Genomic DNA, 24,221 nt, shown 5'->3' with positions numbered 1-24,221 from the left:
AGTATGATTCCATTAGAAACCCTGTAGTAACTACGGGGTCAAGCGTTTTGGAGGATTTATGCGCATTGGTGAGTTGGCTAAGCAAACGGGGTGCGACGTCGAGACCGTTCGCTACTATGAGAAGGCTGGACTGCTGCCGGAGCCGTCGCGTAGCGACTCCGGATATCGACAATACATGGCGTCGCATCTTGAGAGGCTCCAGTTCATCCGCCACTGTCGGTCGTTACAGATGGGACTCCCTGATATCCGCGTGCTCTTAGAGCTCCAAGCGCAGCCGACCAGCGGATGCCAAGGCGTCAATGACTTGCTTGACCACCACATCGAGCTAGTCCGCATCCAAATGCAGAAGCTTCAAAGTCTGGAGAAGCAACTGATGACGTTGCGTCATCAGTGTGAGCAACCTCATCTCGTCCAGCAGTGCGGCATTCTGCAGAACCTGAGCGATGTCGCCTCGGCCACCGACAGCGGCTGCCACAAACGACACCATACAACTGCTTAAGAGAATCAACGATGGCTAAACTTTTTTTCTCTTACTGTCATGCCGACGAGGCGCTGCGGGACCGGCTCGAAGTGCACCTCTCCATGATGAAACATCAAGGGTTAATCGAGACATGGCACGACCGCGGAATTACGGCTGGCTCTGATTTAGACTCATCTATTAAGGAAAATCTCGAGACCGCTGACGTTATTCTCTTGCTGGTAAGTGCGGATTTTATTGCCTCTTGGTATTGCTTTTCCGTTGAGATGAAGAGAGCTCTTGAGAGGCATGCTGAAGGCAGCGCCCGCGTCATTCCTGTGATTCTTGAACCATGTGACTGGCATCCCGCACCGTTCGGCAAACTGCTCGCTGTCCCGAAAGATGGTAAAGCTGTGACTACATGGCCGAATCAGGCAGAGGCGTGGACGGACGTAGCCCGTCAGATTCGCACGGCAATCGAGGATATGGCTCGTGCAACCCCAACAGCTACAACGTCGAAAGAAAGGGGCGAGTCAGCGTGGGGCATCGCGCGGCCTGCGGCAGATGTCGGCCAACCGGCTGCATTTAGTACCACGCAGGCGTTGGAGCAGTCAGCGCAGGAAAGGCCAAGGTCTAGCAATCTGCGACTCAAGAAGGACTTCACGGACTTTGACCGTGATAAGTTCTTGCACGACACGTTTGAATTCATGGCTAAGTTTTTCAGCGCCTCGCTAGAAGAGCTTGCCGCTCGCAACACAGGCATCCAAGTACGCTTCCAGCCGCTGAGCGGTCAAGCGTTCTCTGCGGTTGTCTATCGTGAAGGGAAAACCGTCGCTGAGTGCTCGATACGCATCGGTGGTCTTGGCAGGGGCTCTTCATCGCTAGCATTTTCATATGGCGCCGACGCAGGGGCAAACTCGTTCAACGAAATGCTTACTATTGAGTCCGACAGTCAAGCTATGCATTTCAAACCGATGGGTATGCAGTTCCATCGTGGCAACCAAAATTCTCAGTTATCAGAGCAGGGGGCCTCAGAGTACTTCTGGGAAATGTTTATCGAGCGACTTCAACGCTAGCTAGTTTTTCAACGCCAAGTTGCCATTACCTGATGAGACGGTGGTTTTTGTTACGACCTTCTAGCCAACGGCGCACGTCCACGGCAGGTGCGAACAGATGGCAAATAGTGACAGCTCGGTCGAGGGCGCCTGCGTCAAGATGAGCAGCTCCGAACCTCACAAGGGAACTGGCGAGCTTGTGTCATCAATACAGGAGGATTCATCAAGCAACGCTTGTACTACCTCTTCTGGTCCGAATGCCATGGCCCCGGGCCACTTCTCTTGCCTGAGCAAACGAAAAAGACCGACTTCGTTGTGCCACCTAACGACGTGCTGATGTCACTTTTCATGGTTTGCCGCTAGCAGGTGCTGAGGCGCATCGCAATCAGCCTGCAGGGATATAACACTGGACTTGCCGTCAAGCCAATGTTACTTGTGGACATTTCAGTGGTCTGTCGATAGACTTCGTTAGTAGATTGTCTTCTAAAGCCTATTGTGAGTTCGACAGGTCGTCGCGTATTCGAAATGGAGCAGCATGCTAGTAACCAAAATCGGGCTATTCGATGGCAAATCCTGGGAAAGTCTGTGCCAGCTCGTTTTCAAAAGAAAATATGAAAGCGCAGGATACCACGAAATCCCGGCTTCTCCAGGTGACTTTGGTCTCGAGGGTTTTACACTTCAAAGTGGAATAGGCTTTCAGTGTTACTGCCCGGACCACAATTATAACCCTACTGAATTATACGAAAAGCAGCGGGATAAAATTACGACCGACCTTGCGAAACTTCGTACCTATTCGAGCGAAATTGCTCAGCGGATTGGTTCACTAAAAATCCGTGAGTGGCACTTCGTAACTCCTGAGATTGACCGTCATAAGCTTATATCGCACGCGAGAACGAAAGAGTTGGAGGTACGTTCTTGGAATCTACCGATACTCGACCCAGCGTTCACGATTTATTTGCGTGATGCAGACTACTACCATACAGAAATTAATGCTATTCGCTCATTGAACGGAGAGGCGTTAAATTTTGACGTCGGTCCTCGGCTGTTGCCGAGTCTCAGTGGCCCCCCGGGAGAATATGAAGCAAATTTGCGACGCAAAACCGAAGTCCGACTCGCTCCAAAATCCGCTCATCCTCAATTTCAGCGAAGACTAGATTCACTGTTTGACCAGACTCAATCGGCTTTCTTGGAGCACGGCGCAGTGTTAGGTCGAATAAATAGCTTAGCTCCAGCGGTGTACATCAAATTAATGCGTATTGTAAGCGAATATGAGTTGGCGGTGACTGAACTCACTGACACTTGGTCTGGACCGGCGGAAGAATTAGTTGCCAGGGTAAGAGATGGCCTGACGCACAGGATTACGACACAGTTAAGTCCGCAGGTCGATTTAACGGAAGCAGAACGAGTCTCACGGCACATCGTAGCTCGATGGCTTGCAGTTTGTGAACTAGATTTCGACTGAATTGCATGGCCAAACTAAAATTCATACGCCGCCCGACACCCGTATTACCTGAGCACCGGCCACTTTACAAAATTGCCCAAATACTTCTTGTCTTGCACTTCTCGCGCGGGAAGAAGTCAAGTGTACTCCGACTGCATCTTTTTAACTGGGCACTTAAATCAGAACGACGAATTGTTGCGTTGCGTGAGGCAGCAGCTCGCAGTACTTTGTTAGTTCCAGCATGGGGGTTTGACCCCGCTTTGGCAATCGCATTGCGTTACGCTATTGCTGAGCGATTCATAGAATCGATTTCAAACGGATATCAGTTGACTGACCACGGCTCGAGTTTCATTAAAGAAGCCTTGAAAGACGCTGAAATATTTTCCAAAGAGCGCACGGATTTGGCTGTCATCGGTAAGGGTATTACAGAAGCAATGGTCGATAAAGTCGTTAAAGATTGGAACTAAAATGCGCATTAACGCGGTTAAGTTGCGGGTGGCAACTGGCGAAGGCGATTTCGGATTCTTCGTAAAGTTCGGAAAAAAATTAACTATTATTAGAGGTAACAACTCATCAGGCAAGAGTACGCTTTTTCTTTGTCTTCTGTATGCGCTCGGGATGGAAGAAATCGCTGGCGGAAAAAACGAAGCTATCCTCCCATATGCGACCAAGGACCACTTCATGTATGACGGGCGCCGTATTGAGGTGCTTGCTTCCGAGGTTTACTTGGAGGTTACGAATGGCTCAGGTGAGGTACTCACATTTCGCCGGGCAATTCGTGACCCGCAGAAGAGTTCTAAGCTGATTGAGGTCTTAGACGGGACTTGGCTTACTGACCGGCCGCACACCTCACGCATACGCCCGACCTATTTGCATGATGCCGGCGGCGCACAAAAGGCTGAAGGATTTCATAATCTACTCGAGAAATTCTTGGGTTATGAACTTCCTAGTGTTCCGACTACTAGCGGCGGTAGTACAAAGCTTTATTTGCAGGCAATCTTCGCTGCTATCGCTGTTGAGCAGAAGCGGGGATGGACTGACTATATTGCAAACATCCCGTTCTTCGGTATAAGAGACGCGCGCACTCGTGTCGTCGAATTTTTACTTGACCTTGATGTATTTTCGACTAATGCTGAGCGCAACCGTCTGAACGCCGAATCAGTGGTGATTGCAACGGCGTGGGACTCCGCCTTTCAGGCCTTGCAGAGCATTAGCCAAGATAACAGCTTTGATGTTGCGAATGTTCCCTCCAAAGTCTCTGCACTCTTTCTCACAAGCGAAATTGTAGTGCAAAAGAGAGATGGTGACGAGCTGTTCCCATTGCACACGTATATAGCGAAACTAAAGTCTGAGCACGAGAGAATTGAACAGCGAACTACCACTGGCCCGGAACCGAAATCGAGCGAAGCTGAATCTGCGTTGGACCTCGGCAAAAAGGAGCTTTTCCGGCTAGCAAATTTGTATGATACGGCTGTGAGTACGCAGGCCTACCAAAGGGCATCTGTGAAAGAGTATGAGTTACTCTACAGAGAGGCTGCGGATGACCTTGCTCGCAACAGGACAGCTCTTAAATTAAGAAAGCTTGGTGCTGAAGAGTTCGAAGTAGCGCTAGCGAGTGACCGATGCCCGACATGTCATCAGACGGTGGAAGATTCACTGCTCACTGGGTTAATTGAGGGGCCCCAAATGGACCTCGAAACGAACGTCCTGTACTTGGAAAAACAGGCGCGAATGCTTGAGCGGCAGATTGCGGGCGGCAGAAATGCAGCGGCGGAGAGCGACGCACTCATCCACGATTTGAGCAGAAAAATGAGTGAGACCCGTGAATGGCTTGCTGCGCTTCGTTCTGACGTGGCTACCGATGCTGTTGAATCGCGAGCGCTAATCCGCAGGCAGGTTCAAATCGAGACGGAGATTGAGCGACTGCAAACCGTACAAACGGAGCTTGCCAAGTTGATTGACAAGTTTCAAATGCTCGCTAAACAGCTCCAAGCCAATCAGAGCCGACGAAAGATGGTTCCAAAGGAGTATTATTCCGACGAGGATAAACGAAAGATTCGGGTATTCGAAAAACTATTTCGTGCTAACGCAAGCTCATTCGAATATGAGAGTGCTGAGGTCAAAGACATCCATGTGAACGACGAAACCTTGGTTCCGTTTTTACAGAATATCGAACTGCGAGAAATTAAGACAGATATTAAGGCAGACTCCAGTGCAAGTGATTTTGTGCGCTTGATACTTAGCTATTTGCTAGCATTACATCAAGCGTCGTCCTTGCCAGGCGGCGGTGGGCGCCATCCTGGTATTCTGTTGTTTGATGAGCCGGGACAGCATTCAATGGCGCAATCTAGTCAGCGAGCACTATTATTGCAGATTGTTGGTGCTCCATTGCTTCAAGGAATTGTAGCTGCTTCGTTTGATGAGTCCCCTGAGGTTTTCAAGGAAGTCACAAGAGGAATTGAGTTTGAACTGGTTGAGCTGGGCGCGAAATCTATCCAGCCACTTTTCTAGGTTTTGTAACTACATAACCAAGAGTCGAATTGGTCGGAAGTTTGCTGTAGCTAGAAGACTCTCTCGTACGCCATTTAAGTAAAGTGCATCTTATCGCGAGGCGTTCTAGGTATTGAGGCGACTTAATCTACCTTGCCCTCAGAGTCATCGTCAAGGAATATAGCAGTCCGCGGTAGCATCAGGTCGTAGCATGAAACTATGGTATCTAGCGCGATGTCCTTACTGGGACCACCCCAGTACGCCGTCGCCGACCCGCGCGTCCAAAGTGGCTGTAAGGCAACGTATTGCGCGTGGGCACTCCCAGCCGCAAGGGAGCGCGTCCGCGTATTTGTAAACAACTTTTTTTCACGCGACTTGTTTACAGTTTTTCGCCGCTACCGGACATAAGTTATCCACACCGAGCCATTTTTGCGGGAGAGAAAAGTCTGAAAAGCGGGATGTTTACGAAAAGAAAGATGCATAGCAAAAGAACGTGCGCGACCTGGCGATGGTGCCGGGCAGCGCGAAGGCGTACGAGGAGTGAGCCCGGGCTTGCCGGGCGCCGCGGCTGCGCGCGCCCGCGCCCGGAACCACGCACCCGCATGCCATGAACTCGATGCCGCAAGCCCCCAACATGTATCTCCTGGCCGGCGCCGCGCTCAGCGCCTGCGCGGCCCTGCTGCACCTGGCGATCATCGCCGGCGGACCCGCCTGGTACCGCTTCTTTGGCGCCGGCGAAGACATGGCCGCTGCAGCCGCCCGGGGACGCATCATGCCGGCCCGGTGACGCTGGCCATCGCCGCCGTGCTCGGCGCCTGGTCGGCGTATGCGCTCGCGGGCGCCGGCGCCATCCCGCCCTTGCCGCTGCTGCCCGGCCCTGGTCCTGATCACGGCCATCTACCTGGTGCGCGCGGTCGCCTTCGCGCCGGCGATGCACGCCATGGGACAGCCGATGACCCCGTTCGTCGTCTGGAGCTCCCTCATCTGCCTCGGTTTCGGGATCGTGCATCTGATCGGTCTGGTCCAGCGCTGGCCGGCGCTGTAAGCACCCCTCGTCGGCCCGGCCCGCGTCCCGATTTGCCGGAGATCTTGAAAAGTTTCCCTTGACCCCAATTTTGTTCCCTAGATAAGGGCCTGCGACATCGTCGAATGTCCGCCCACCATACTTCTAGGGAGCAACAGAAATGCGACAAGATAAACTGACGACCAAGCTGCAGGAAGCGCTGGCCGATGCCCAGAGCCTCGCGGTCGGCAACGATAACCAGTACATCGAACCCGTGCACCTGCTCGTCGCCCTGCTCAACCAGGACGATGGCGGTCCCCGTTCGCTGCTGCAGCGCGCCGGCGTGAATGTCGGCGCATTGACCAATGCCTTGAAGAGCGCTCTCGAGCGCCTGCCGAAAGTCTCCGGTACCGGCGGCGAAGTGCTGCCGGGCCGCGAACTGATGGCCCTCCTGAACCTCGCGGACCGCGAATCGCAGAAGCGCGGCGACCAGTTCCTGACCAGCGAGATGGTCCTGCTGGCGCTACTTGACGACAAGTCCGACGCCGGCCGCCTGGCACGCGAACATGGCCTGGCACGCAAGTCGCTCGAGTCCGCGATTTCGGCCGTGCGCGGCGGCGAGAACGTCAATTCCCAGGATGCCGAAGGCCAGCGCGAGGCGTTGAAAAAATACACGCTCGACCTGACCGAGCGTGCCCGCCTGGGCAAACTCGATCCCGTCATCGGCCGCGACGACGAGATCCGCCGCGCCATCCAGGTGCTGCAGCGCCGTACCAAGAACAACCCGGTCCTGATCGGCGAACCGGGCGTGGGCAAGACGGCGATTGTCGAAGGCCTGGCACAGCGCATCGTCAATGGCGAAGTCCCCGATTCCTTGAAGGGCAAGCGCGTGCTCTCGCTCGACATGGCGGCCCTGCTGGCGGGCGCCAAGTTCCGCGGCGAGTTCGAGGAGCGCCTGAAATCCGTGCTGAAGGAACTGGCCCAGGACGAGGGCCAGACCATCGTCTTCATCGACGAGATCCACACCATGGTCGGCGCCGGCAAGGCCGAAGGCGCGATGGATGCGGGGAACATGCTGAAACCCGCGCTGGCGCGCGGCGAACTGCACTGCGTGGGTGCCACCACGCTCGACGAGTACCGCAAGTATGTCGAGAAGGACGCCGCGCTCGAGCGCCGCTTCCAGAAGATCATCGTCGACGAGCCGAGCGTGGAGGCGACGATCGCCATCCTGCGCGGCCTGCAGGAGAAGTACGAGCTGCACCACAAGGTCGAGATCACCGACCCGGCCATCATCGCGGCGGCCGAGCTGTCGCACCGCTACATCAGCGACCGCTTCCTGCCCGACAAGGCGATCGACCTGATCGACGAGGCGGCCTCGAAAATCAAGATCGAGATCGACTCCAAGCCGGAAGTGATGGACAAGCTCGAGCGCCGCCTGATCCAGCTGAAGATCGAGCGCGAAGCCGTGCGCAAGGAAACCGACGAGGCCTCGCTGCGGCGCCTGGACCTGATCGGCGAGGAAATCGCGCGCCTGGAACGCGAGTACAACGACTTCGAGGAGATCCTGAAGGCGGAAAAGGCGGCAGTGCAGGGCACCACCCACATCAAGGAAGAGATCGAGCGCATCCGCCACCAGATGGAGGAAGCCAAGCGCCAGTCGAACTGGCAGCGGGTCTCGGAACTGCAGTACGGGCAGCTGCCGCAGCTGGAAGCGCAACTGAAGCATGCCGAGGAAGTGGCCGGCCAGGACAATGGCGCGGCTGAAAAGCCCAAGCTGCTGCGCACGCAGGTGGGCGCCGAGGAGATCGCCGAAGTGGTCTCGCGCGCAACCGGCATTCCCGTCTCGCGCATGATGCAGGGCGAGCGCGACAAGCTGCTGCACATCGAGGAAAAGCTGCACGAGCGCGTGGTCGGCCAGGACGAGGCCATCGAGGCGGTGTCGGACGCCATCCGCCGTTCGCGCGCCGGCCTGTCCGACCCGAACCGTCCTTATGGCTCCTTCATGTTCCTGGGGCCGACGGGCGTGGGCAAGACGGAGCTGTGCAAGGCGCTGGCAGCTTTTCTCTTCGATACCGAGGACTCGATGATCCGCATCGACATGAGCGAATTCATGGAAAAGCATTCGGTCGCACGCCTGATCGGCGCGCCGCCGGGCTATGTCGGCTACGAGGAGGGCGGCTACCTGACAGAAGCGGTGCGCCGCAAACCCTACAGCGTGATCCTGCTCGATGAAATCGAGAAGGCGCACCCGGACGTGTTCAACGTGCTGCTGCAGGTGCTGGACGACGGCCGCATGACCGATGGCCAGGGCCGCACCGTGGACTTCAAGAACACGGTGATCGTGATGACTTCGAACCTGGGTTCGCACAAGATCCAGTCGATGGACACGGACGAACCGGCGGTGGTGAAGCTGGCCGTGATGGCCGAGGTGCGCGGACACTTCCGTCCCGAGTTCATCAACCGCATCGACGACATCGTGGTATTCCACGCGCTGGATGAGAAGAACATCGGTGCGATCGCGAAGATCCAGCTGCGTGGCCTGGAAGAACGCCTGGGCAAGATGGAAATGACGCTCGACATCGACGAGGATGCCCTGCAAAAGATCGCGGAAGCCGGTTTCGATCCGGTGTACGGTGCCCGTCCGCTCAAGCGCGCCATCCAGCAGCAGATCGAGAACCCGCTCTCGAAAGCGATCCTGTCCGGCCGCTTCGGGCCGAAGGACACGATTCCCGTGCGGGTGCGGGCCGGCCAGCTGGTCTTCGGCGAGCAGCCGCAGGTGGAACTGGCGAAGTAAGCTGGTATCAAGCCAACGGGAAGGGCGCAGCGATGCGCCCTTTTTTTGTCAGGTGCACCGCTGCCTGCGGCGATGCCCGACCTCAAGACAGGGGCGACGGCCGCGCCGGCCGTTCGCGCCTGCTGCTCAGCTCAATATTTCACATCGTGAAAGACCATTGCCATCTCATGAAAAGCCGCAGCAGAAAAGTCGGCAGCGGTATTCCCATTTTGAGAAATTTCATTGCGCATCATGAAAAACAAGCGGTAAGCCATTGAAACATAAGAATAAAAAAATATTCTCATGTCTTATATAAGAGTAATTGTGCTCTGCACAAGCTGGGCTATGATTTGTCTAACGGATTTCACTTAGCAACTCAGCATTTTCACTATCAGGAGAATCAAATGGCAACTCGTGAACAGCAGATCGCAGCCTTGCAAAACGACTGGGACAACAACCCACGCTGGAAGGGTGTCGTGCGCAACTACACCGCCGAGGACGTCGTCCGTCTGCGCGGTTCGGTCCAGATCGAACACACGCTGGCCAAGCGCGGCGCCGAGAAGCTGTGGACCCTGGTTAACGAAGAGCCCTTCGTCAACGCCCTCGGCGCACTGACCGGCAACCAGGCCATGCAGCAGGTGAAGGCCGGCCTGAAGGCGATCTACCTGTCGGGCTGGCAAGTTGCCGGCGACGCCAACCTGGCCGGCGAAATGTACCCGGACCAGTCGCTGTACCCGGCCAACTCGGTGCCGATGGTCGTGCGCCGCATCAACAACACCTTCCAGCGTGCCGACCAGATCCAATGGTCGGAAGGCAAGGACGACATCGATTACTTCGCCCCGATCGTGGCCGACGCGGAAGCCGGCTTCGGCGGCGTGCTGAACGCCTTCGAACTGATGAAGTCGATGATCGAAGCGGGCGCCGCCGGCGTGCACTTCGAAGACCAGCTGGCCTCCGTCAAGAAATGCGGCCACATGGGCGGCAAGGTACTGGTGCCGACCCGCGAAGCCGTCGAAAAGCTGACCGCGGCGCGCCTGGCGGCCGACGTGTCGGGCACCTCGACCCTGGTGATCGCCCGTACCGATGCCGAAGCGGCCGACCTCCTGACCTCGGACGTGGACGACAACGACAAGGAATTCTGCACCGGCGAGCGCACCGTCGAAGGTTTCTACAAGACCCGTCCAGGCATCGAGCAAGCCATTTCGCGCGGCCTGGCCTATGCGCCGTTCGCCGACCTGGTCTGGTGCGAGACCGGCAAGCCGGACCTGGCCTTCGCCAAGCAGTTCGCCGAAGCCATCCACGCCAAATTCCCGGGCAAGATGCTGGCCTATAACTGCTCGCCTTCGTTCAACTGGAAGAAGAACCTGGACGACGCCACCATCGCCAAGTTCCAGAAAGAACTCGGCGCGATGGGCTACAAGTTCCAGTTCATCACGCTGGCCGGCTTCCACGCCCTGAACTACGGCATGTTCAACCTGGCCCACGGCTATGCCCGCCGCCAGATGTCGGCCTTCGTCGAACTGCAGGAAGCGGAATTCGCCGCCGCCGAGAAGGGCTTCACCGCAGTCAAGCACCAGCGCGAAGTCGGCACCGGCTACTTCGATGCCGTCACCCAGACCATCCAGCAGAACCAGAGCTCGACCACGGCGCTGCATGGCTCGACGGAAGACGAACAGTTCTTCGACGAGAAAAAAGTCGCCTGATTTCCTTGAAGGGGAGGCATGGCGCGTCGGCCCTGGCCGGATGCGCCGTGCAATAAAGAAGCCGCGGCCTCGGAGCCGCGGCTTTTTCTTTCCAGCCGCGATTATTTACGGCATGGCGCGGTTGTGATGGATAATGACGGTATTGCGCCGCCTCGCGCGGCCGCCGCATTGACCTCTTTGATTGGAATTCCCCTATGTTGAGCTACCGCCACGGCTTTCACGCTGGCAATCACGCCGACGTCCTCAAGCATTTCGTCCAGGCGCAACTGCACCTGTACATGAATCAGAAGGACACCGCCTACACCTATATCGACACCCATTCGGGCGCCGGCGTGTACGCGCTCGACAGTTCCTACGCCACCAAGAACGCGGAGTTCGACACCGGCATCGGTCCGCTCTGGACCCGCACCGACCTGCCGCCGGCCCTGGCCGAGTACGTCAACCTGGTCAAGGCGATGAACCCCAGCGGCAAGATGCGCTACTACCCGGGCTCGCCCTACGTGGCCGACCAGATGACGCGGCCGGACGACCGCCTGCGCCTGTTCGAGCTCCATCCGGCCGACAGCAAGATTCTGGCGGAGAACTTCCGCAAGGCCGAGGCGCACAAGGCCGAGCAGGGCGAGCGCAGCCGTGGCCGGCGCGTCATGATCGAGCGCGGCGACGGTTTCCTGAGCCTGAAGGCCCTGCTGCCGCCGCCTTCGCGCCGCGCCCTGGTGCTGATCGACCCGCCCTACGAGGTGAAAGACGACTACCGCAGGGTCAAGGACGCGCTGGAAGAAGCGCTCGGCCGCTTCCCGGCGGGTATCTATGCCGTCTGGTATCCGGTGCTGCAGCGCATGGAGTCGCGCCAGTTCGCCGACAGGCTCAAACGCCTGCCGGCCAAGGAGTGGCTGCACGTCACGCTGACCGTATCGACGCCGGGCCCGGACGGATTCGGCCTGCACAGCAGCGGCATGTTCATCCTCAACCCGCCTTACACCCTCGAGCCGCTCCTGCGCGAAGTCATGCCTTACCTGGTGAAAGTGCTGGGCAAGGATGCCGGCGCGAGCTTCCTGATCGAGCGCGGCACCCAGGTGACGGGCGCGGCGGCAGGACGGGTCGGTGCCGGCGGCAGTGCGCGCCAGCCGGTCGGCAATGCGCGCCGTGCCAGCCCGCTGTCGGGCGTGGGCAGCTTGCGCCTGCCGGGCCAGGCGGCACCCCAACGTGCCGAGCCGGAGGCAAAACGGCCGGACGGTGCCGGTGCCGACAAGGCCGGCACCGCGGCGCGTGCCAAGCGCTTTTCGCGCCCGAGCGGGGGAGGGGCGGCGCGTCCCGATGCCAAACCGGCGCCGCGCGTCCGCGAAGGCGGTGCCCGCCCGGATGAACGTTTCGATCCGTCCCGCGCCCCAACCGCGCCACGCGCGCTATGCCGACCAGCAAGCGCGCGATGGCGGCAATCGTGGCAGTCGCGGCGACGCCGCACGGCCGGCAGCGCGTCCAGAAGGCGGCCAGGCACGTAGCGGCACGCGCGGCAAACGCTGAACTTTTCAAGCGGAGCCTGTTGCCCGGGTTGCCGCCTTTCTCGCTGCCGGCCAGGCCCGGGCTTGCATGGCCTGCGTTCCTGGCAGCGGCCCATGAATGGGTTCCCGTTGTTCAACAGCGGATCACGCCCCGGATGCGCCGCTTTTTTTGTGCCGCTCGCGGCTTTGCGCTTTCCGCGGGCCGCAGCAATTTCCCTCCTTTACTGGCTCCTGGTTACCTGCCTGCAGCGAGCGTGGGTCAGGGCCAGCCTGTTCCAGTCGATTCCCAGCTTTCGCGATCCGGACGCATGCCGGCTGTCCACCGTGCGCGCCAGCTGGACGTTGCATCCATAGCGGCGCGTTTGCGCAACAGCGACGCTAAGCGAAAGCGTGCCGTTTCGATGTAAAAATGTAAAGATTGGCGTTTTGGTGTATAGTCGGAAAAGGTGCGCGTGCCGCGCGTGCCTCTTGCTGCGCCTGCTGCGCAGCAATTGTTTTCAGGAGCTCTCATGCATGCCGAAGTAAGGGCGGTAGCAACCGTGCCGTCCGACGAATTTTTCCTGGCGCGCCAGCCTATCCTTGGACGCGACCAGCATCTGGTTGCCTTCGAACTGCTGTTTCGCGCCGCGGCCGAGCATGATGACGCGCGTCTGACCGATGGCGCGGCGGCCACCGCCGCCGTCATTTCCCACGCGTCCCAGCTTGGTTTGGAGACGGTGGTCGGTCAAAAGCTGGCATTCGTGAACGTCGACGATGTCGTCCTGATGAGCGATTTCGTACGTTTCCTGCCTCCACATAAAGTTATCCTCGAAATCCTCGAAACCGTCAAGCCGACCGAGCAGTTGCTGGCCCGCGTGGCCGAGCTCAAGGAGCTCGGTTTCAAGTTCGCGCTCGACGATGTGGTGAACCACAGCGAGGAAGTCGACCAGCTGCTGGGCCTGGTCGACGTCATCAAGATCGATTTGCAGGGCATCGCCCCGGATGCGCTGGCGCCGCTGGCCGCCTCCATGCTCGCCGCCAACAAGAAGCTGCTGGCGGAAAAGGTCGAGACGGTCGAGGAGTTCCGCCGCTGCCTCGAGCTGGGCTTCGAATATTTCCAGGGTTACTATTTCGCGCGGCCGGTGATCCTCAGCGGGCGCCGCATCACGCCGTCGGAGCTGGTGATCCTGAGCCTGCTGGAGCTGGTCAACTCGGACGCCGACGACAACGTCATCGAAACCGCGGTCAAGCGCGATGCCCTGATCAGCCTGAACCTGCTACGCCTGGTCAACAGCCGTGCCACGGTGCCGGAGGAGCGGATCGAATCGATTGCCGACGCGCTGGCGCGCCTGGGACGCAAACAATTGCAGCGCTGGCTGCAGATCCTGCTCTACACCATGCCCGGCAGCGCGGTGGAACTGAATTCGCCGCTGCTGCAGCTGGCCACCACGCGCGGCAAGCTGCTCGAACTGATGTCGCTGCAGGTGCGCCCGGGCGACATCGCCGCCGCCGAGCGCGCATTCACGGTCGGCATCATGTCCCTGGCCGATGCGCTGTTTTCGATGCCGATGGCCGACATTCTCGACAATGTCGAGCTGACTGCGGATGTGCGCGCCGCCCTGCTCGAACGCGGGGGCGACTTCGGCGCCATGCTCAACGTGGTCGAACGCCTGGAAAAGGCTGACACAGGCCGCCAGTTCACGGCCGAACTGCGCAAGCTCGGCCTGACCTCGAAGCAGGTGCGCGAGATCGAACTGGCTGCCTTCGACTGGGTGAGCGAGCTGGTGCACGAAGCGGCTTGAGTGCGGTCGTTGGGGCGATACGGCGGAGCAGCCGCTGCTTGAACGCCTAAGCGGCGCCGCTGTCGGCAGTCGAACGCGTAGGCGGCGCCGCTGTCGGCAGCCGAGCACGCGTTCTAATATAGGCGGGGATGGTCAGGCACCTGGGTAGAGCCCCACACCTTACGCCAGGAACAAAAACACGGTCGGCTTCTTGTGAAAGTCCGGCATCTTGCCGCTTGCCAGCTGTGCCTTCCACTTGGCTGCCGTCTGGGTGCGCACCGTCTCGCTCGGCAGCGACAGGTCGGTCGCCACGCACACCAGCGTGCCCGGCTGGCAGCTGGCGACCAGGGCCTCGAGCATCTGGCCGTTGCGATACGGCGTTTCGATCAAGAGTTGCGTCTGCTTTTCGCCGCGCGAGCGCGCTTCCAGCTCGCGAATGCGCTTGGTGCGCGCCGCCGCATCCGTCGGCAGGTAGCCGTTGAAGGCGAAGCTCTGGCCGTTCAGGCCGCTTGCCATGACGGCCAGCAGCAAGGACGACGGCCCGACCAGCGGCCGCACCGGCACGCCGTGCTGGTGGGCCAGGCGTACCAGGTCCGCGCCCGGGTCGGCCACCGCCGGCACGCCGGCCTCCGACACCAGGCCGCCATCTTCGCCCGCCAGCAGCGGCGCCAGCAAGTCGGCGAGCGCGGCCGGCGGCGTGTTCACATTCAGTTCGGCGATGCGGATTTCCTGCAGCGGCTTGGCCAGTGGGTGGTCGATCGCGACCAGTTTCAGGAAGGCGCGTGCCGTCTTGGCGTTCTCGGCCACGAAATAGCCGAGCCGGGAGGTGATCGCCTGCACCTGGCCGGGCAGGACGTGGGAGAGGGCGCCGGAGACGGCGTCGGTGGGACCAAGGGTATTCGGAATCAGGTAGAGAGTGCCAGGCATGGAGTAATCAGAAAAGGTTTGGAACGCCTGACAAAACTGTCAGAGCAAGGCGCAGCGACGAAGACAGTACGACGGTACGGCGAGGAGCTGCAACGCAGCTATGACGGTTTTGCCAGACGTTCGTCAATGCCGAAGAAGGCCACGCCGGCGCGGCGCAGCATGCCAGTCAGGGCAATCAGGGGCAGGCCGGTGAGGGCGGTGGGGTCGTTCGATGCGATGCGTTCGAGGAGGGCAATGCCCAGCCCCTCGTTCTTGGCGCTGCCGGCGCAATCGTAGGGCTGCTCGATGCGCAGGTAGGCGTCCAGCTCGGCATCGGGCAGGTCGCGAAACTGCACGAAAACCTGGACGTTCTCGATTTGAAGCGCCCCGGCCGGGTTTGCCGCGCGACCATCCCACAGGCATAGCGCCGTATGGAACACGACTTCGCGCCCGCGCATCTTCTGCAGTTGCACCAGGGCGCGCGCGTGGTCGCCGGGTTTGCCGATCTGTTCGCCGTCGAGCGTGGCAACCTGGTCGGACCCGATCACCAGCGCACCGGGGTGGCGTGCGGCAATCGCCTGCGCCTTGGCCTGGCCAGGCGCAGGGCGGTGTCCTGAGGCGCTTCACCGGGCAGCGGGGTTTCCTCGACGTCGGGCGCGATCGCTTCGAAAGGCAGCCGCAGGCGCGCCAGCAGTTCGCGGCGGTAGGCGGAGCCCGAAGCGAGAATCAGGCGCGGCGTGGTGGAACTTGGTATCATGTTGGTCGCGGTTGCGCAGATATATAAGCAAAACAGATAAATAACCCGTCGCGGCAAGCAAATCCGATGGATACGATGACATGCGGGCAAGCGCCGGCGACGCCGAACGCCACACTGCAACAGTCACGGCCGCGACTCCCAAAAAAACGCGCCAAGTCTTTGACTGCGTGGGGATAACCCTGTTATTATCGCAGGTTTTCCGGGGACGTTTTCTGCAATGAGCGCTTTTGTCATCGACGCCTTTGAGTTCTGCCGTAACAACGGCCATCGCGAAGGGACTACCCCGGTTGCCGAGATGACCCGCCTCGCCGCCGATTGCGCCAATGCCAGCGGCGAGATCGCCTGGGCGATCGACGGCGGCACGACCCCGCAAGGCTATCCGACGATGACCTTGTCGGTGGCAGGTACGGTCCAGCTGGTATGCCAGCGTTGCCTGACCCCGTTCGATTACCGTATCGATTCGTCGACCCAGCTGGTGCTGGGACGCGACGACGAGGAAGCGGACGGCATGGAAGAGGTCCTCGACGACGAAAGCATCGACGTGATCGTCGGCAGCCACGCTGCCGATATCCGCGAGCTGCTCGAGGACGAAGCCCTGCTGGCCCTGCCGCAGGCACCGAAACATGTGCAATGTCCCGACACTACGCTGTTGGACACACTGAAGTCTGAAAAGGTATCGCCCTTCGCGGGCTTGAAGAGCCTGAAATCCGAATAAGCAGTTCCAGCAGTTTGCAGTAGCAGTACGTCAGAAACGTGTCAAACGCGTGCACAGTCGAGTATGTCAAGGCAGCGTTTCAAACAGGTCGGCGGTCGTAAGATTGCCGGTGGGATACTCGATGCGCATGTTGTTTGCAAATCGAATGTGTTAGAATTTTAGAACTTTAGTATTAGGAGTCATCATGGCAGTTCAGCAGAATAAGAAGTCCCCATCGAAGCGCGGCATGCACCGTTCGCACGATTTCCTGGTTGCACCTAACCTGGCAGTCGAGCCAACCACCGGTGAAACCCACCTGCGTCACCACATCAGCCCGAACGGCTTCTACCGTGGTCGCAAAGTCCTGAAGACCAAGAACGACGAGTAATCGCCGTCTTGTTTTTCTGTACCATGAAAGCGGTGCGACGTATGTTGAGTGCGTGGCGCCGCTTTTTATTTCGCCGTTTCGTTATTATCGGCTGCACATTCTTGCGCAGCATCACGGCTGCCTTTCCAAGCCGGCATGGCGCCATCGGGCGCATGCATCGAGCCGCCCGCCTTGCGTGAGCCGCGGTATTACCCCAGATGACAATTAAAATATCCATCGACTGCATGGGCGGAGACCACGGTCCTTCCGTTACGATTCCTGCAGCCCTCTCTTTCCTGAAGCAGCAGCCTGAAGCCGAGCTGATCCTTGTCGGCCTCGAAGACACGCTGCGCGCGGAACTCAAGAAACATCACGCGGAAAACAATCCCCGTTTGTCCATCAAGCACGCCTCGGAAGTGGTGGCCATGGACGACCCCGTCGAAGTGGCCCTGCGCCGCAAGAAGGACTCCTCGATGCGCGTTGCGGTCGAGCTGGTCAAGGACGGCAGCGCCGCCGCTTGCGTCTCGGCCGGCAACACGGGCGCCCTGATGGCCGTATCGCGCTATGTCCTGAAGACCATGGCCGGCGTCGACCGCCCGGCCATCTGCTCGATCCTGCCGAACCAGAAGAACGGCCCGACCTACATGCTCGACCTCGGCGCCAACGTCGACTGCGAGCCGCACCACCTGCACCAGTTCGCGATCATGGGTTCGGTCCTGTTCGCGGCCATGGAAGGACGCAAGCCCAGCATCGGCCTGCTCAATGTCGGCACGGAAGAGATCAAGGGCAACGAGGTCGTGAAGAACACGGCAAGCCTGCTGCGCGCCGACCACGAACGCGGCGCCCTGAACTTCCACGGCAACGTCGAAGGCAACGACATCTTCAAGGGCACGGCGGACGTCGTCGTCTGCGATGGTTTCGTCGGCAACGTCACGCTGAAAGCCATCGAAGGCCTGTCGCGCTACATGAAGTCGGTGTTCAAGAGCAGCCTGCTGTCGATGCTGGGGGCGCTGATCGCCCGCGGTGCACTGAAGAAGCTGAACCCGGAACGCTACAACGGCGCCGGTCTCCTGGGCCTGAAGGGCCTGGTGTTCAAGAGCCACGGCGGCGCGAATGCGTATGCCTTCGAGTGGGCGATCAAACGTTCATTTGATGCGGCGAAATACAATGTACAAGAGCAACTGTCGGCGATGATCGCCGAACTCATGCCAGAGACTCCTGACGCACAGCGCCAGGTTTGATTCACGCTTGACCAAGGGTGGAGACGCAATGACTGTCTACAGCAAAATCATCGGCACCGGCAGCTACCTGCCGGAACGCAGGATTACCAACGACGAGCTGGCTGCGCAGCTGGCAGAAAAAGGCATCGAAACCTCGGACGAGTGGATCAGCTCGCGCAGCGGCATTTCCGCGCGCCACTACGCCGCGGCCGGACAGAATTCGTCCGACCTCGGCGTCGAGGCTGCTCGCCGCGCGCTCGAGATGGCCGGCAAGCAGCCTGGCGAGATCGACCTGATCCTTGTCGCCAGTTCCACCCCTGACTTCCAGGGCAGCTTCCCCAGCACCGCCTGCGTCGTCCAGCGCAAACTCGGTATCGAGAACAAGTGCGCCGCCTTCGACGTGCAGGCCGTGTGCAGCGGCTTCGTGTACGCGGTCGCCACGGCAGACGCCTACATCCGCGCCGGCATGTACCGCAACGCGCTCGTCATCGGCGCGGAAGTGTTCTCGCGCATCCTCAATTTCGAGGACCGCACCACCTGCGTGCTGTTCGGCGACGGTGCCGGCGCCGTGGTGATGAGTGCCTCGGAAGAGCCGGGCGTGCTGGCCACCCGCCTGCATGCCGATGGCGCCCATGCCGACATCCTGTCGATTCCGCCTGGCATCCAGGGCGCGGCCAACAGCGGTTTCCTGCACATGGATGGCCAGGCCGTGTTCAAGCTCGCAGTCCATGTGCTCGAGGAAGTGGCCGCCGAGGTACTCGACGCCGCCCGCCTGCAGGCCGCCGACGTCGACTGGCTGATCCCGCACCAGGCGAACATCCGCATCATGAAGAGCACGGCCAAGAAGCTGGGCCTGCCGATTGAACGCATGGTCGTCACCGTCGACGAGCATGGCAACACCTCGGCCGCCTCGATTCCGCTGGCGCTCGACCTTGCCGTGCGCGATGGCCGTATCAAAGCAGGCGACAACATCCTGATGGAAGGCGTCGGCGGTGGCTTCACCTGGGGCGCAGTGCTCGCCCGCATGTAAGTTGCGGACCGGAGAACAGGCGGCCCGCGAAAGGGCGGCCCGCGAAAGGGCGGCCCGCCACGCGCGCGCTGCCTGCGTTCGCTTTTGCACGATTTTTACAAGGAAAACAATAAGATGAGCAAATTCGCATTCCTGTTTACCGGCCAGGGCGCGCAAGCGGTTGGCATGCTGAACGGCTTCGCCGGCAACCCGGTCGTGGAGCAGACCGTGCGCGAAGCATCCGACGCCCTGGGCATGGACCTGGGCCGCCTGATCGCCGAAGGCCCGAAGGAAGAACTCGACCTCACCACCAATACCCAGCCCGTGATGCTGACCGCGGCCGTGGCCGTGTACCGTGCCTGGATCGCCGCTGGCGGTCCGACCCCGAACATGGTGGCGGGCCACAGCCTGGGCGAATACTCGGCCCCCTGGTCGCCGCCGGCGTGATCGACTTCAAGGATGCCGTGCCGCTGGTGCGCTTCCGCGCCCAGGCGATGCAGGAAGCGGTACCGGTCGGGCAGGGGGCGGCATGGCCGTCGTGCTCGGCATCGATGCCGACGCGGTGCGCGCGCTGTGCCAGGAGGTAGCGCAGGGCGAGGTGCTGGAAGCCGTGAACTTCAACGAGCCGACCCAGACCGTGATCGCCGGCCACCTGGGCGCGATCGACCGTGCCTGCGAACTGGCGAAATCGAAGGGCGCCAAGCGTGCCATGAAACTGCCGGTGTCGGCGCCCTTCCACTCCTCGCTGTTGAAACCTGCTTCCGACCGCCTGCGCGACTACATGGCAAAACTGGAATTCCATGCGCCACGCATCGATTTGATCAACAATGTCGATGTCGCCATCGCCACCGACCCGGAAGCGATCAAGGACGCCCTGGTGCGCCAGGCCGCCGGCCCCGTACGCTGGGTCGAGATCATGCAGAAAATGGCCGCCGCCGGGATCACGCACACCATCGAATGCGCCCCGAGCAAGACGCTGATCGGCATGGCCAAGCGGATCGATCCGGTCTTGATGGGCGACGCGCTGGTCGACCAGGCCTCGCTCGAACGCGTGCTTGAAAGCATCAAGGGCGCGTGAAGCGCCACCCGTTGTCATCGTTAAGAACAGGAATCACATGAATCTGCAGAACCAAGTCGCCCTCGTCACCGGAGCCTCGCGCGGCATCGGCAAGGCCATCGCACTCGAACTGGCCCGCCAGGGGCGCCAAGGTCGTCGGCACCGCCACCAGCGCCGCCGGCGCCGAAGCCATCGGCGCCTACCTGGCCGAATTCGGCGGGCAGGGCCTGGTCCTCGACGTGACCGACGCGGCACGCTGCACGGCCCTGATCGACGAAGTGCAAAAGACTTTCGGCAGCGTCTCGATCCTGGTCAACAATGCCGGCATCACCCAGGACAACCTGGCCATGCGCATGAAGGACGAGGAGTGGGACAGCGTCATTGCGACCAACCTCACGGCCGTCGGCCGCCTGTCGCGCGCGGTGCTGCGCGGCATGATGAAGGCCAAACATGGCCGCATCATCAACATCACCTCGGTGGTGGGATCGTCCGGCAACCCGGGCCAGATGAACTATGCCGCCGCCAAGGCCGGCGTGGCCGGCATGACCCGTGCGCTGGCACGCGAGATCGGCAGCCGCAACATCACCGTCAACTGCGTCGCTCCGGGCTTCATCGATACCGACATGACCAAAGGCCTGGGCGAAGGCCAGCACGAAGCGCTGCTGACCCAGATTCCGCTGGGCCGCCTTGGCCAGCCCGAGGATATCGCCCATGCGGTCGCCTTCCTGGCCGGCCCGACGGCCGCTTATGTCACCGGTACCACGCTGCACGTGAACGGCGGCATGTACATGAATTAAACCTGTGAATTGATGGGTGCGCTGACAGGACGGGTATGATCGTAGAATAAGGTCATCCGTTCCCGGTGGAATCTCATCTTTTAACAGACGTTTCGGCTGAATTAGCGTCAGACGCCGAAAATAGTTTTTCAGCGCGCAAACCTGATAAAATGCGCGCACTTTCCGCAACACATACCTAATGGAGCCATAACATGTCGGATATCGAACAACGCGTTAAAAAAATCGTCGCTGAGCAACTGGGTGTTGCAGAAGCCGACATCAAAATCGAGTCCTCGTTCGTTGACGACCTCGGCGCCGATTCCCTGGACACCGTCGAACTGGTGATGGCCCTGGAAGACGAGTTCGAAATGGAAATCCCTGACGAGCAGGCCGAGAAAATCACCACCGTCAAGCAGGCTATCGACTACGCCACGGCGCACGTCAAGGCCTAAGCTGACTTTCGTTTTCGGGAGAATCGCTTGAGCCGTTCACGCAACCGCCGCGTCGTCATTACCGGACTGGGCTGCGTTTCACCCATCGGCAATAACATTGCCGATGCGTGGAGCGCGGCGCTGGCCGGCAAGTCGGGCATTGCCAATATCACCAAGTTCGATGCCGAGCCGTTCTCGACCCGCTTCGCGGGCGAGGTCAAGGGCTTTAACATCGAGGATGTCATTCCCGCCAAGGAAGCCCGTAACATGGATACGTTTATCCATTTCGGCATGGCGGCAGGCATCGAGGCACTGCAGGACTCCGGCCTGGAAGTGACCGATGAAAACCGCGACCGTATCGGCGTGATGGTCGGATCCGGGATTGGCGGCTTGCCGCGGATCGAGGAACAGAAGGACGAGTACGACAAGCGCGGTCCGCGCCGTATTTCCCCGTTCTTCGTGCCGGCGTCGATCATCAACATGATCTCGGGCGACCTCTCGATCAAGTTCGGGCTGCGTGGTCCCAACCTGGCCATCGTCACCGCCTGCACCACCGGCCTGCACTGCATCGGCGCTGCCGGCCGCCTGATCGAATACGGCGATGCCGACGTGATGATCGCTGGCGGTGCCGAGTCGACCATTTCGCCGCTGGGCCTGGGCGGTTTCGCCTCGGCACGTGCGCTGTCGTCGCGCAATGAAGATCCGGCAACGGCCTCGCGTCCCTGGGACCGCGACCGCGACGGCTTCGTGCTGGGCGAGGGTGCCGGTGTCATGGTGCTGGAAGAGTACGAGCATGCCAAGGCGCGCGGCGCGAAGATCTACGCCGAGCTGGTCGGTTTCGGCATGAGTGCCGATGCCAATCACATCACGGCGCCGATGGAAGACGGCAGCGGCGCAAGCCGTTGCATGGTCTCGGCGATGGCCAATGCCGGCATCAATCCGGACCAGGTCAACTACGTGAACGCGCACGGTACCTCGACGCCACTGGGCGACCTGGCTGAAGTGCAGGGCATCAAGCGGACCTTCGGCGACCACGCCGGCAAACTGGCCGTCAACTCGACCAAGTCGATGACCGGCCACCTGCTGGGCGGCGCCGGCGGCCTCGAGTCGGTGTTCACGGTGCTGGCGATCAAGAACCAGGTCTCGCCGCCGACCATCAACCTCTTCAACCAGGATCCGGCCTGCGATCTCGATTTCGTGGCGAACACCGCCCGCGACATGCGCATCGACTACGCCGTGAAGAACTCCTTCGGCTTCGGCGGTACCAACGGTACCCTGATCTTCTCCAAGGTTTGAACCTGCCGCGCCCGCTCCTGTCAAAGGGAGTGGGCGCCTGACCCTGCCGCAGCCCGCGCGCCGGCAGGCGTTCCGCATTTCCTTCCGTATTTCCTTCATTCATGTCCATCGCCGTGTCCGTGCACGTGGCACCGTCGCGCCAGCTGCGCGCCTGCCTCGGCCTGTTCGCGCTCCTGCAGTTCGCCTGCGCGGTGGCCGTGCCGGCGATGCTTTCGCGCATCGCTTACCCCGGCTTGTGCGCGGCCTTTTTCCTGCTTGCAGCGTCGTTCTTGCTGTACGGATGCGTTAGCGCGACAAAGCCGCACCAGATTGATGTATCTGGAACCGGTGCGATGCGCCTGACGGTACAACAGGAGATGGGAGCCGATCCGGTGGCGCCCGATGGCATCGTCGTCACGCTCTTGCCCGGAACGCTGGTCTGGCCGCGCCTGATGTTGCTCCGGCTGGGCGATGGGCACGGTGGCACGCGGGTGGTGCCGGTCCTGCGCGACAGCCTGGCGGCGGGCGATTTTCAGGCCTTGCGGGTCGCGGTGGGCACCTTGTGCGGGCGCCTTGGGCCTGAGGCAACGACGAACGAAATACTTTGAACTTATTGCAGCCGGCCAACTCTTAGACAAGGGGCACCTCGGGAAACCAGCGAGCGGGAGGAGTTTGGGTGTGGGCACAGAGCCCGCCAGTCAGAATAAAAACGGCGCGCATCGCCAGGTCTGGCTCCTGAATATCCGACGCAGGGCGGGTTGTCCGAGTCCCCAAGGTCTGCTGCGGTTAACGGGACACGGTCAGTGACGACAGAACGCGAGGGTGATCAACTGCTGGTTGAACGCGTCCAGGCCGGTGACCGGCGGGCGTTCGATCTACTGGTGGCAAAGTATCAGCGCAGGCTGATGCGCCTGGTGTCGCGCCTCGTGCACGACCCTGCCGAAGCCGAAGACGTGGTGCAGGAAACCTTTATCAAGGCATTCCGGGCATTGCGCCACTTCCGCGGCGAATCGGCGTTTTACACGTGGCTGTATCGAATTGGAATCAATACAGCCAAGAATTTTCTCGTCACACAGGGCAGGCGCGCACCGACCTCTACCGAGGCAGATACGGAACGTGCTGAAGCGTTTGACGATGCGGACAGCTTGCGCGACATTAATACACCTGAGTCGGTGTTGGCAAGCAAGCAGATCGCGTATACGGTCAATGCCGCGATGGAAGCGCTACCGCTGGAATTGCGGACAGCGATTGTATTGCGAGAAATTGAGGGTTTGAGCTACGAGGAAATCTCCGAAGTGATGGCGTGCCCGATCGGCACGGTGCGCAGCAGGATTTTTCGCGCACGCGAAGTCATTGCAGAAAAATTGAAGCCTTTGCTCGATTTTCCGGGTGACAAACGTCGGTAGGTAGCGATGATCGCATTGAGAGCGCCTGACAGCAGCTCCACGGCAAGCACGCCGTCAATCACATATCGCTCCGCGGGGGGGCGAGACGGCTGCAAGCTGCGGAAGAATGGTCGGCGTTCTAAAACCAGGGCATATTTGATCA

General features: G+C 60.2%; 20 protein-coding genes and 3 pseudogenes. 21 read left to right on the top strand and 2 right to left on the bottom strand.

Features of this window, described 5'->3' with window-relative positions; all coding sequences use genetic code 11:
- Nucleotides 1-58: 58 nt before the first annotated feature.
- The 11 genes from cadR to G4G28_RS15575 all read left to right on the top strand — a co-directional run bounded on the left by cadR (nucleotide 59) and on the right by G4G28_RS15575 (nucleotide 14,202).
- Nucleotides 59-499 (top strand): Cd(II)/Pb(II)-responsive transcriptional regulator, encoded by a 441-nt coding sequence (gene cadR, locus G4G28_RS15620; protein ID WP_182988966.1) that lies wholly within the window; start codon nucleotides 59-61, stop codon nucleotides 497-499.
- An 11-nt stretch (nucleotides 500-510) separates the two neighbouring features.
- Nucleotides 511-1,533 (top strand): toll/interleukin-1 receptor domain-containing protein, encoded by a 1,023-nt coding sequence (locus G4G28_RS15615; protein WP_182988965.1) that lies wholly within the window; start codon nucleotides 511-513, stop codon nucleotides 1,531-1,533.
- Between the two features lie 514 nt (nucleotides 1,534-2,047).
- Nucleotides 2,048-2,974 (top strand): hypothetical protein, encoded by a 927-nt coding sequence (locus G4G28_RS15610; protein WP_182988964.1) that lies wholly within the window; start codon nucleotides 2,048-2,050, stop codon nucleotides 2,972-2,974.
- 5 nt (nucleotides 2,975-2,979) lie between these two features.
- A complete protein-coding gene (locus G4G28_RS15605; RefSeq protein WP_182988963.1) occupies nucleotides 2,980-3,420 on the top strand; it encodes a hypothetical protein in 441 nt (146 codons plus the stop codon).
- Nucleotide 3,421: 1 nt separating this feature from the next.
- Nucleotides 3,422-5,464: an AAA family ATPase gene (locus tag G4G28_RS15600; protein WP_182988962.1), complete on the top strand. Its 2,043-nt coding sequence runs from the start codon at nucleotides 3,422-3,424 to the stop codon at nucleotides 5,462-5,464.
- Nucleotides 5,465-6,050: 586 nt separating this feature from the next.
- A complete protein-coding gene (locus G4G28_RS26530; RefSeq protein ID WP_229507675.1) occupies nucleotides 6,051-6,230 on the top strand; it encodes a hypothetical protein in 180 nt (59 codons plus the stop codon).
- A gap of 39 nt (nucleotides 6,231-6,269) precedes the next feature.
- Nucleotides 6,270-6,488, top strand: a complete 219-nt coding sequence (locus G4G28_RS26525) for a hypothetical protein (RefSeq protein ID WP_229507674.1) — start codon at nucleotides 6,270-6,272, stop codon at nucleotides 6,486-6,488.
- Between the two features lie 139 nt (nucleotides 6,489-6,627).
- Nucleotides 6,628-9,240 carry an ATP-dependent chaperone ClpB gene (gene clpB / locus G4G28_RS15590; protein WP_182988961.1) on the top strand — a complete coding sequence of 871 codons (2,613 nt, stop codon included), beginning with the start codon at nucleotides 6,628-6,630 and terminating at the stop codon, nucleotides 9,238-9,240.
- Between the two features lie 383 nt (nucleotides 9,241-9,623).
- Entirely contained in the window at nucleotides 9,624-10,922 is a 1,299-nt protein-coding gene (aceA, locus tag G4G28_RS15585; RefSeq protein ID WP_182988959.1) for an isocitrate lyase, read from the top strand.
- 194 nt (nucleotides 10,923-11,116) lie between these two features.
- Nucleotides 11,117-12,421, top strand: a complete 1,305-nt coding sequence (rlmJ, locus tag G4G28_RS15580) for a 23S rRNA (adenine(2030)-N(6))-methyltransferase RlmJ (RefSeq protein WP_183107561.1) — start codon at nucleotides 11,117-11,119, stop codon at nucleotides 12,419-12,421.
- Nucleotides 12,422-12,930: 509 nt separating this feature from the next.
- Complete coding sequence (locus tag G4G28_RS15575) at nucleotides 12,931-14,202, top strand: EAL and HDOD domain-containing protein (protein WP_182988957.1); 1,272 nt, start codon at nucleotides 12,931-12,933, stop codon at nucleotides 14,200-14,202.
- Between the two features lie 159 nt (nucleotides 14,203-14,361).
- Here the strand turns inward: G4G28_RS15575 and G4G28_RS15570 are convergent, their stop codons facing one another.
- Nucleotides 14,362-15,108, bottom strand: a complete 747-nt coding sequence (locus tag G4G28_RS15570) for an SAM-dependent methyltransferase (protein WP_183107560.1) — start codon at nucleotides 15,106-15,108, stop codon at nucleotides 14,362-14,364.
- Between the two features lie 98 nt (nucleotides 15,109-15,206).
- A pseudogene (locus G4G28_RS15565) lies at nucleotides 15,207-15,844 on the bottom strand (Maf family nucleotide pyrophosphatase).
- Nucleotides 15,845-16,061: 217 nt separating this feature from the next.
- On the opposite strand from G4G28_RS15565, the gene G4G28_RS15560 reads away from it, so the two are divergent.
- The 10 genes and pseudogenes from G4G28_RS15560 (at nucleotide 16,062) to rpoE (ending at nucleotide 24,079) form a co-directional block, all read left to right on the top strand.
- Complete coding sequence (locus G4G28_RS15560; protein WP_182988955.1) at nucleotides 16,062-16,559, top strand: DUF177 domain-containing protein; 498 nt, start codon at nucleotides 16,062-16,064, stop codon at nucleotides 16,557-16,559.
- Nucleotides 16,560-16,743: 184 nt separating this feature from the next.
- Complete coding sequence (gene rpmF, locus G4G28_RS15555; RefSeq protein WP_028104096.1) at nucleotides 16,744-16,926, top strand: 50S ribosomal protein L32; 183 nt, start codon at nucleotides 16,744-16,746, stop codon at nucleotides 16,924-16,926.
- Nucleotides 16,927-17,123: 197 nt separating this feature from the next.
- Entirely contained in the window at nucleotides 17,124-18,146 is a 1,023-nt protein-coding gene (gene plsX / locus G4G28_RS15550; protein ID WP_182988954.1) for a phosphate acyltransferase PlsX, read from the top strand.
- 28 nt (nucleotides 18,147-18,174) lie between these two features.
- Nucleotides 18,175-19,155: a beta-ketoacyl-ACP synthase III gene (locus G4G28_RS15545; RefSeq protein ID WP_182988953.1), complete on the top strand. Its 981-nt coding sequence runs from the start codon at nucleotides 18,175-18,177 to the stop codon at nucleotides 19,153-19,155.
- Between the two features lie 114 nt (nucleotides 19,156-19,269).
- Nucleotides 19,270-20,212 (top strand): annotated as a pseudogene (gene fabD, locus G4G28_RS15540) (ACP S-malonyltransferase).
- A 37-nt stretch (nucleotides 20,213-20,249) separates the two neighbouring features.
- A pseudogene (fabG, locus tag G4G28_RS15535) lies at nucleotides 20,250-20,988 on the top strand (3-oxoacyl-ACP reductase FabG).
- A gap of 191 nt (nucleotides 20,989-21,179) precedes the next feature.
- Nucleotides 21,180-21,419 (top strand): acyl carrier protein, encoded by a 240-nt coding sequence (acpP, locus tag G4G28_RS15530; protein ID WP_020653257.1) that lies wholly within the window; start codon nucleotides 21,180-21,182, stop codon nucleotides 21,417-21,419.
- A gap of 27 nt (nucleotides 21,420-21,446) precedes the next feature.
- Nucleotides 21,447-22,694, top strand: a complete 1,248-nt coding sequence (gene fabF / locus G4G28_RS15525; RefSeq protein WP_182988950.1) for a beta-ketoacyl-ACP synthase II — start codon at nucleotides 21,447-21,449, stop codon at nucleotides 22,692-22,694.
- A 101-nt stretch (nucleotides 22,695-22,795) separates the two neighbouring features.
- Entirely contained in the window at nucleotides 22,796-23,281 is a 486-nt protein-coding gene (locus tag G4G28_RS15520; RefSeq protein WP_182988949.1) for a hypothetical protein, read from the top strand.
- A gap of 195 nt (nucleotides 23,282-23,476) precedes the next feature.
- Nucleotides 23,477-24,079 (top strand): RNA polymerase sigma factor RpoE, encoded by a 603-nt coding sequence (rpoE, locus tag G4G28_RS15515; protein WP_182988948.1) that lies wholly within the window; start codon nucleotides 23,477-23,479, stop codon nucleotides 24,077-24,079.
- Nucleotides 24,080-24,221 lie beyond the last annotated feature (142 nt).

Origin of the sequence: Massilia sp. Dwa41.01b, assembly GCF_014171775.1 — a bacterium.
Taxonomy (GTDB): domain Bacteria; phylum Pseudomonadota; class Gammaproteobacteria; order Burkholderiales; family Burkholderiaceae_D; genus Telluria.
Note: the sequence above shows the minus strand (reverse complement) of the source record. Positions and strands in the feature narration are given on the sequence as shown.

Bases quoted from the DNA above. Each gene is read 5' to 3' on its own strand.
- G4G28_RS15605 (WP_182988963.1), top strand. From the start codon at position 2,980: ATGGCCAAACTAAAATTCATACGCCGCCCGACACCCGTATTACCTGAG.
- G4G28_RS15570 (WP_183107560.1), bottom strand. From the start codon at position 15,108: ATGCCTGGCACTCTCTACCTGATTCCGAATACCCTTGGTCCCACCGAC.
- G4G28_RS26525 (WP_229507674.1), top strand. From the start codon at position 6,270: ATGCGCTCGCGGGCGCCGGCGCCATCCCGCCCTTGCCGCTGCTGCCCG.
- aceA (WP_182988959.1), top strand. From the start codon at position 9,624: ATGGCAACTCGTGAACAGCAGATCGCAGCCTTGCAAAACGACTGGGAC.
- rlmJ (WP_183107561.1), top strand. From the start codon at position 11,117: ATGTTGAGCTACCGCCACGGCTTTCACGCTGGCAATCACGCCGACGTC.
- G4G28_RS15545 (WP_182988953.1), top strand. From the start codon at position 18,175: ATGACTGTCTACAGCAAAATCATCGGCACCGGCAGCTACCTGCCGGAA.
- G4G28_RS15575 (WP_182988957.1), top strand. From the start codon at position 12,931: ATGCATGCCGAAGTAAGGGCGGTAGCAACCGTGCCGTCCGACGAATTT.
- acpP (WP_020653257.1), top strand. From the start codon at position 21,180: ATGTCGGATATCGAACAACGCGTTAAAAAAATCGTCGCTGAGCAACTG.
- G4G28_RS15610 (WP_182988964.1), top strand. From the start codon at position 2,048: ATGCTAGTAACCAAAATCGGGCTATTCGATGGCAAATCCTGGGAAAGT.
- cadR (WP_182988966.1), top strand. From the start codon at position 59: ATGCGCATTGGTGAGTTGGCTAAGCAAACGGGGTGCGACGTCGAGACC.
- G4G28_RS15560 (WP_182988955.1), top strand. From the start codon at position 16,062: ATGAGCGCTTTTGTCATCGACGCCTTTGAGTTCTGCCGTAACAACGGC.
- G4G28_RS15520 (WP_182988949.1), top strand. From the start codon at position 22,796: ATGTCCATCGCCGTGTCCGTGCACGTGGCACCGTCGCGCCAGCTGCGC.
- clpB (WP_182988961.1), top strand. From the start codon at position 6,628: ATGCGACAAGATAAACTGACGACCAAGCTGCAGGAAGCGCTGGCCGAT.
- G4G28_RS15615 (WP_182988965.1), top strand. From the start codon at position 511: ATGGCTAAACTTTTTTTCTCTTACTGTCATGCCGACGAGGCGCTGCGG.
- G4G28_RS26530 (WP_229507675.1), top strand. From the start codon at position 6,051: ATGAACTCGATGCCGCAAGCCCCCAACATGTATCTCCTGGCCGGCGCC.
- plsX (WP_182988954.1), top strand. From the start codon at position 17,124: ATGACAATTAAAATATCCATCGACTGCATGGGCGGAGACCACGGTCCT.
- G4G28_RS15600 (WP_182988962.1), top strand. From the start codon at position 3,422: ATGCGCATTAACGCGGTTAAGTTGCGGGTGGCAACTGGCGAAGGCGAT.
- rpmF (WP_028104096.1), top strand. From the start codon at position 16,744: ATGGCAGTTCAGCAGAATAAGAAGTCCCCATCGAAGCGCGGCATGCAC.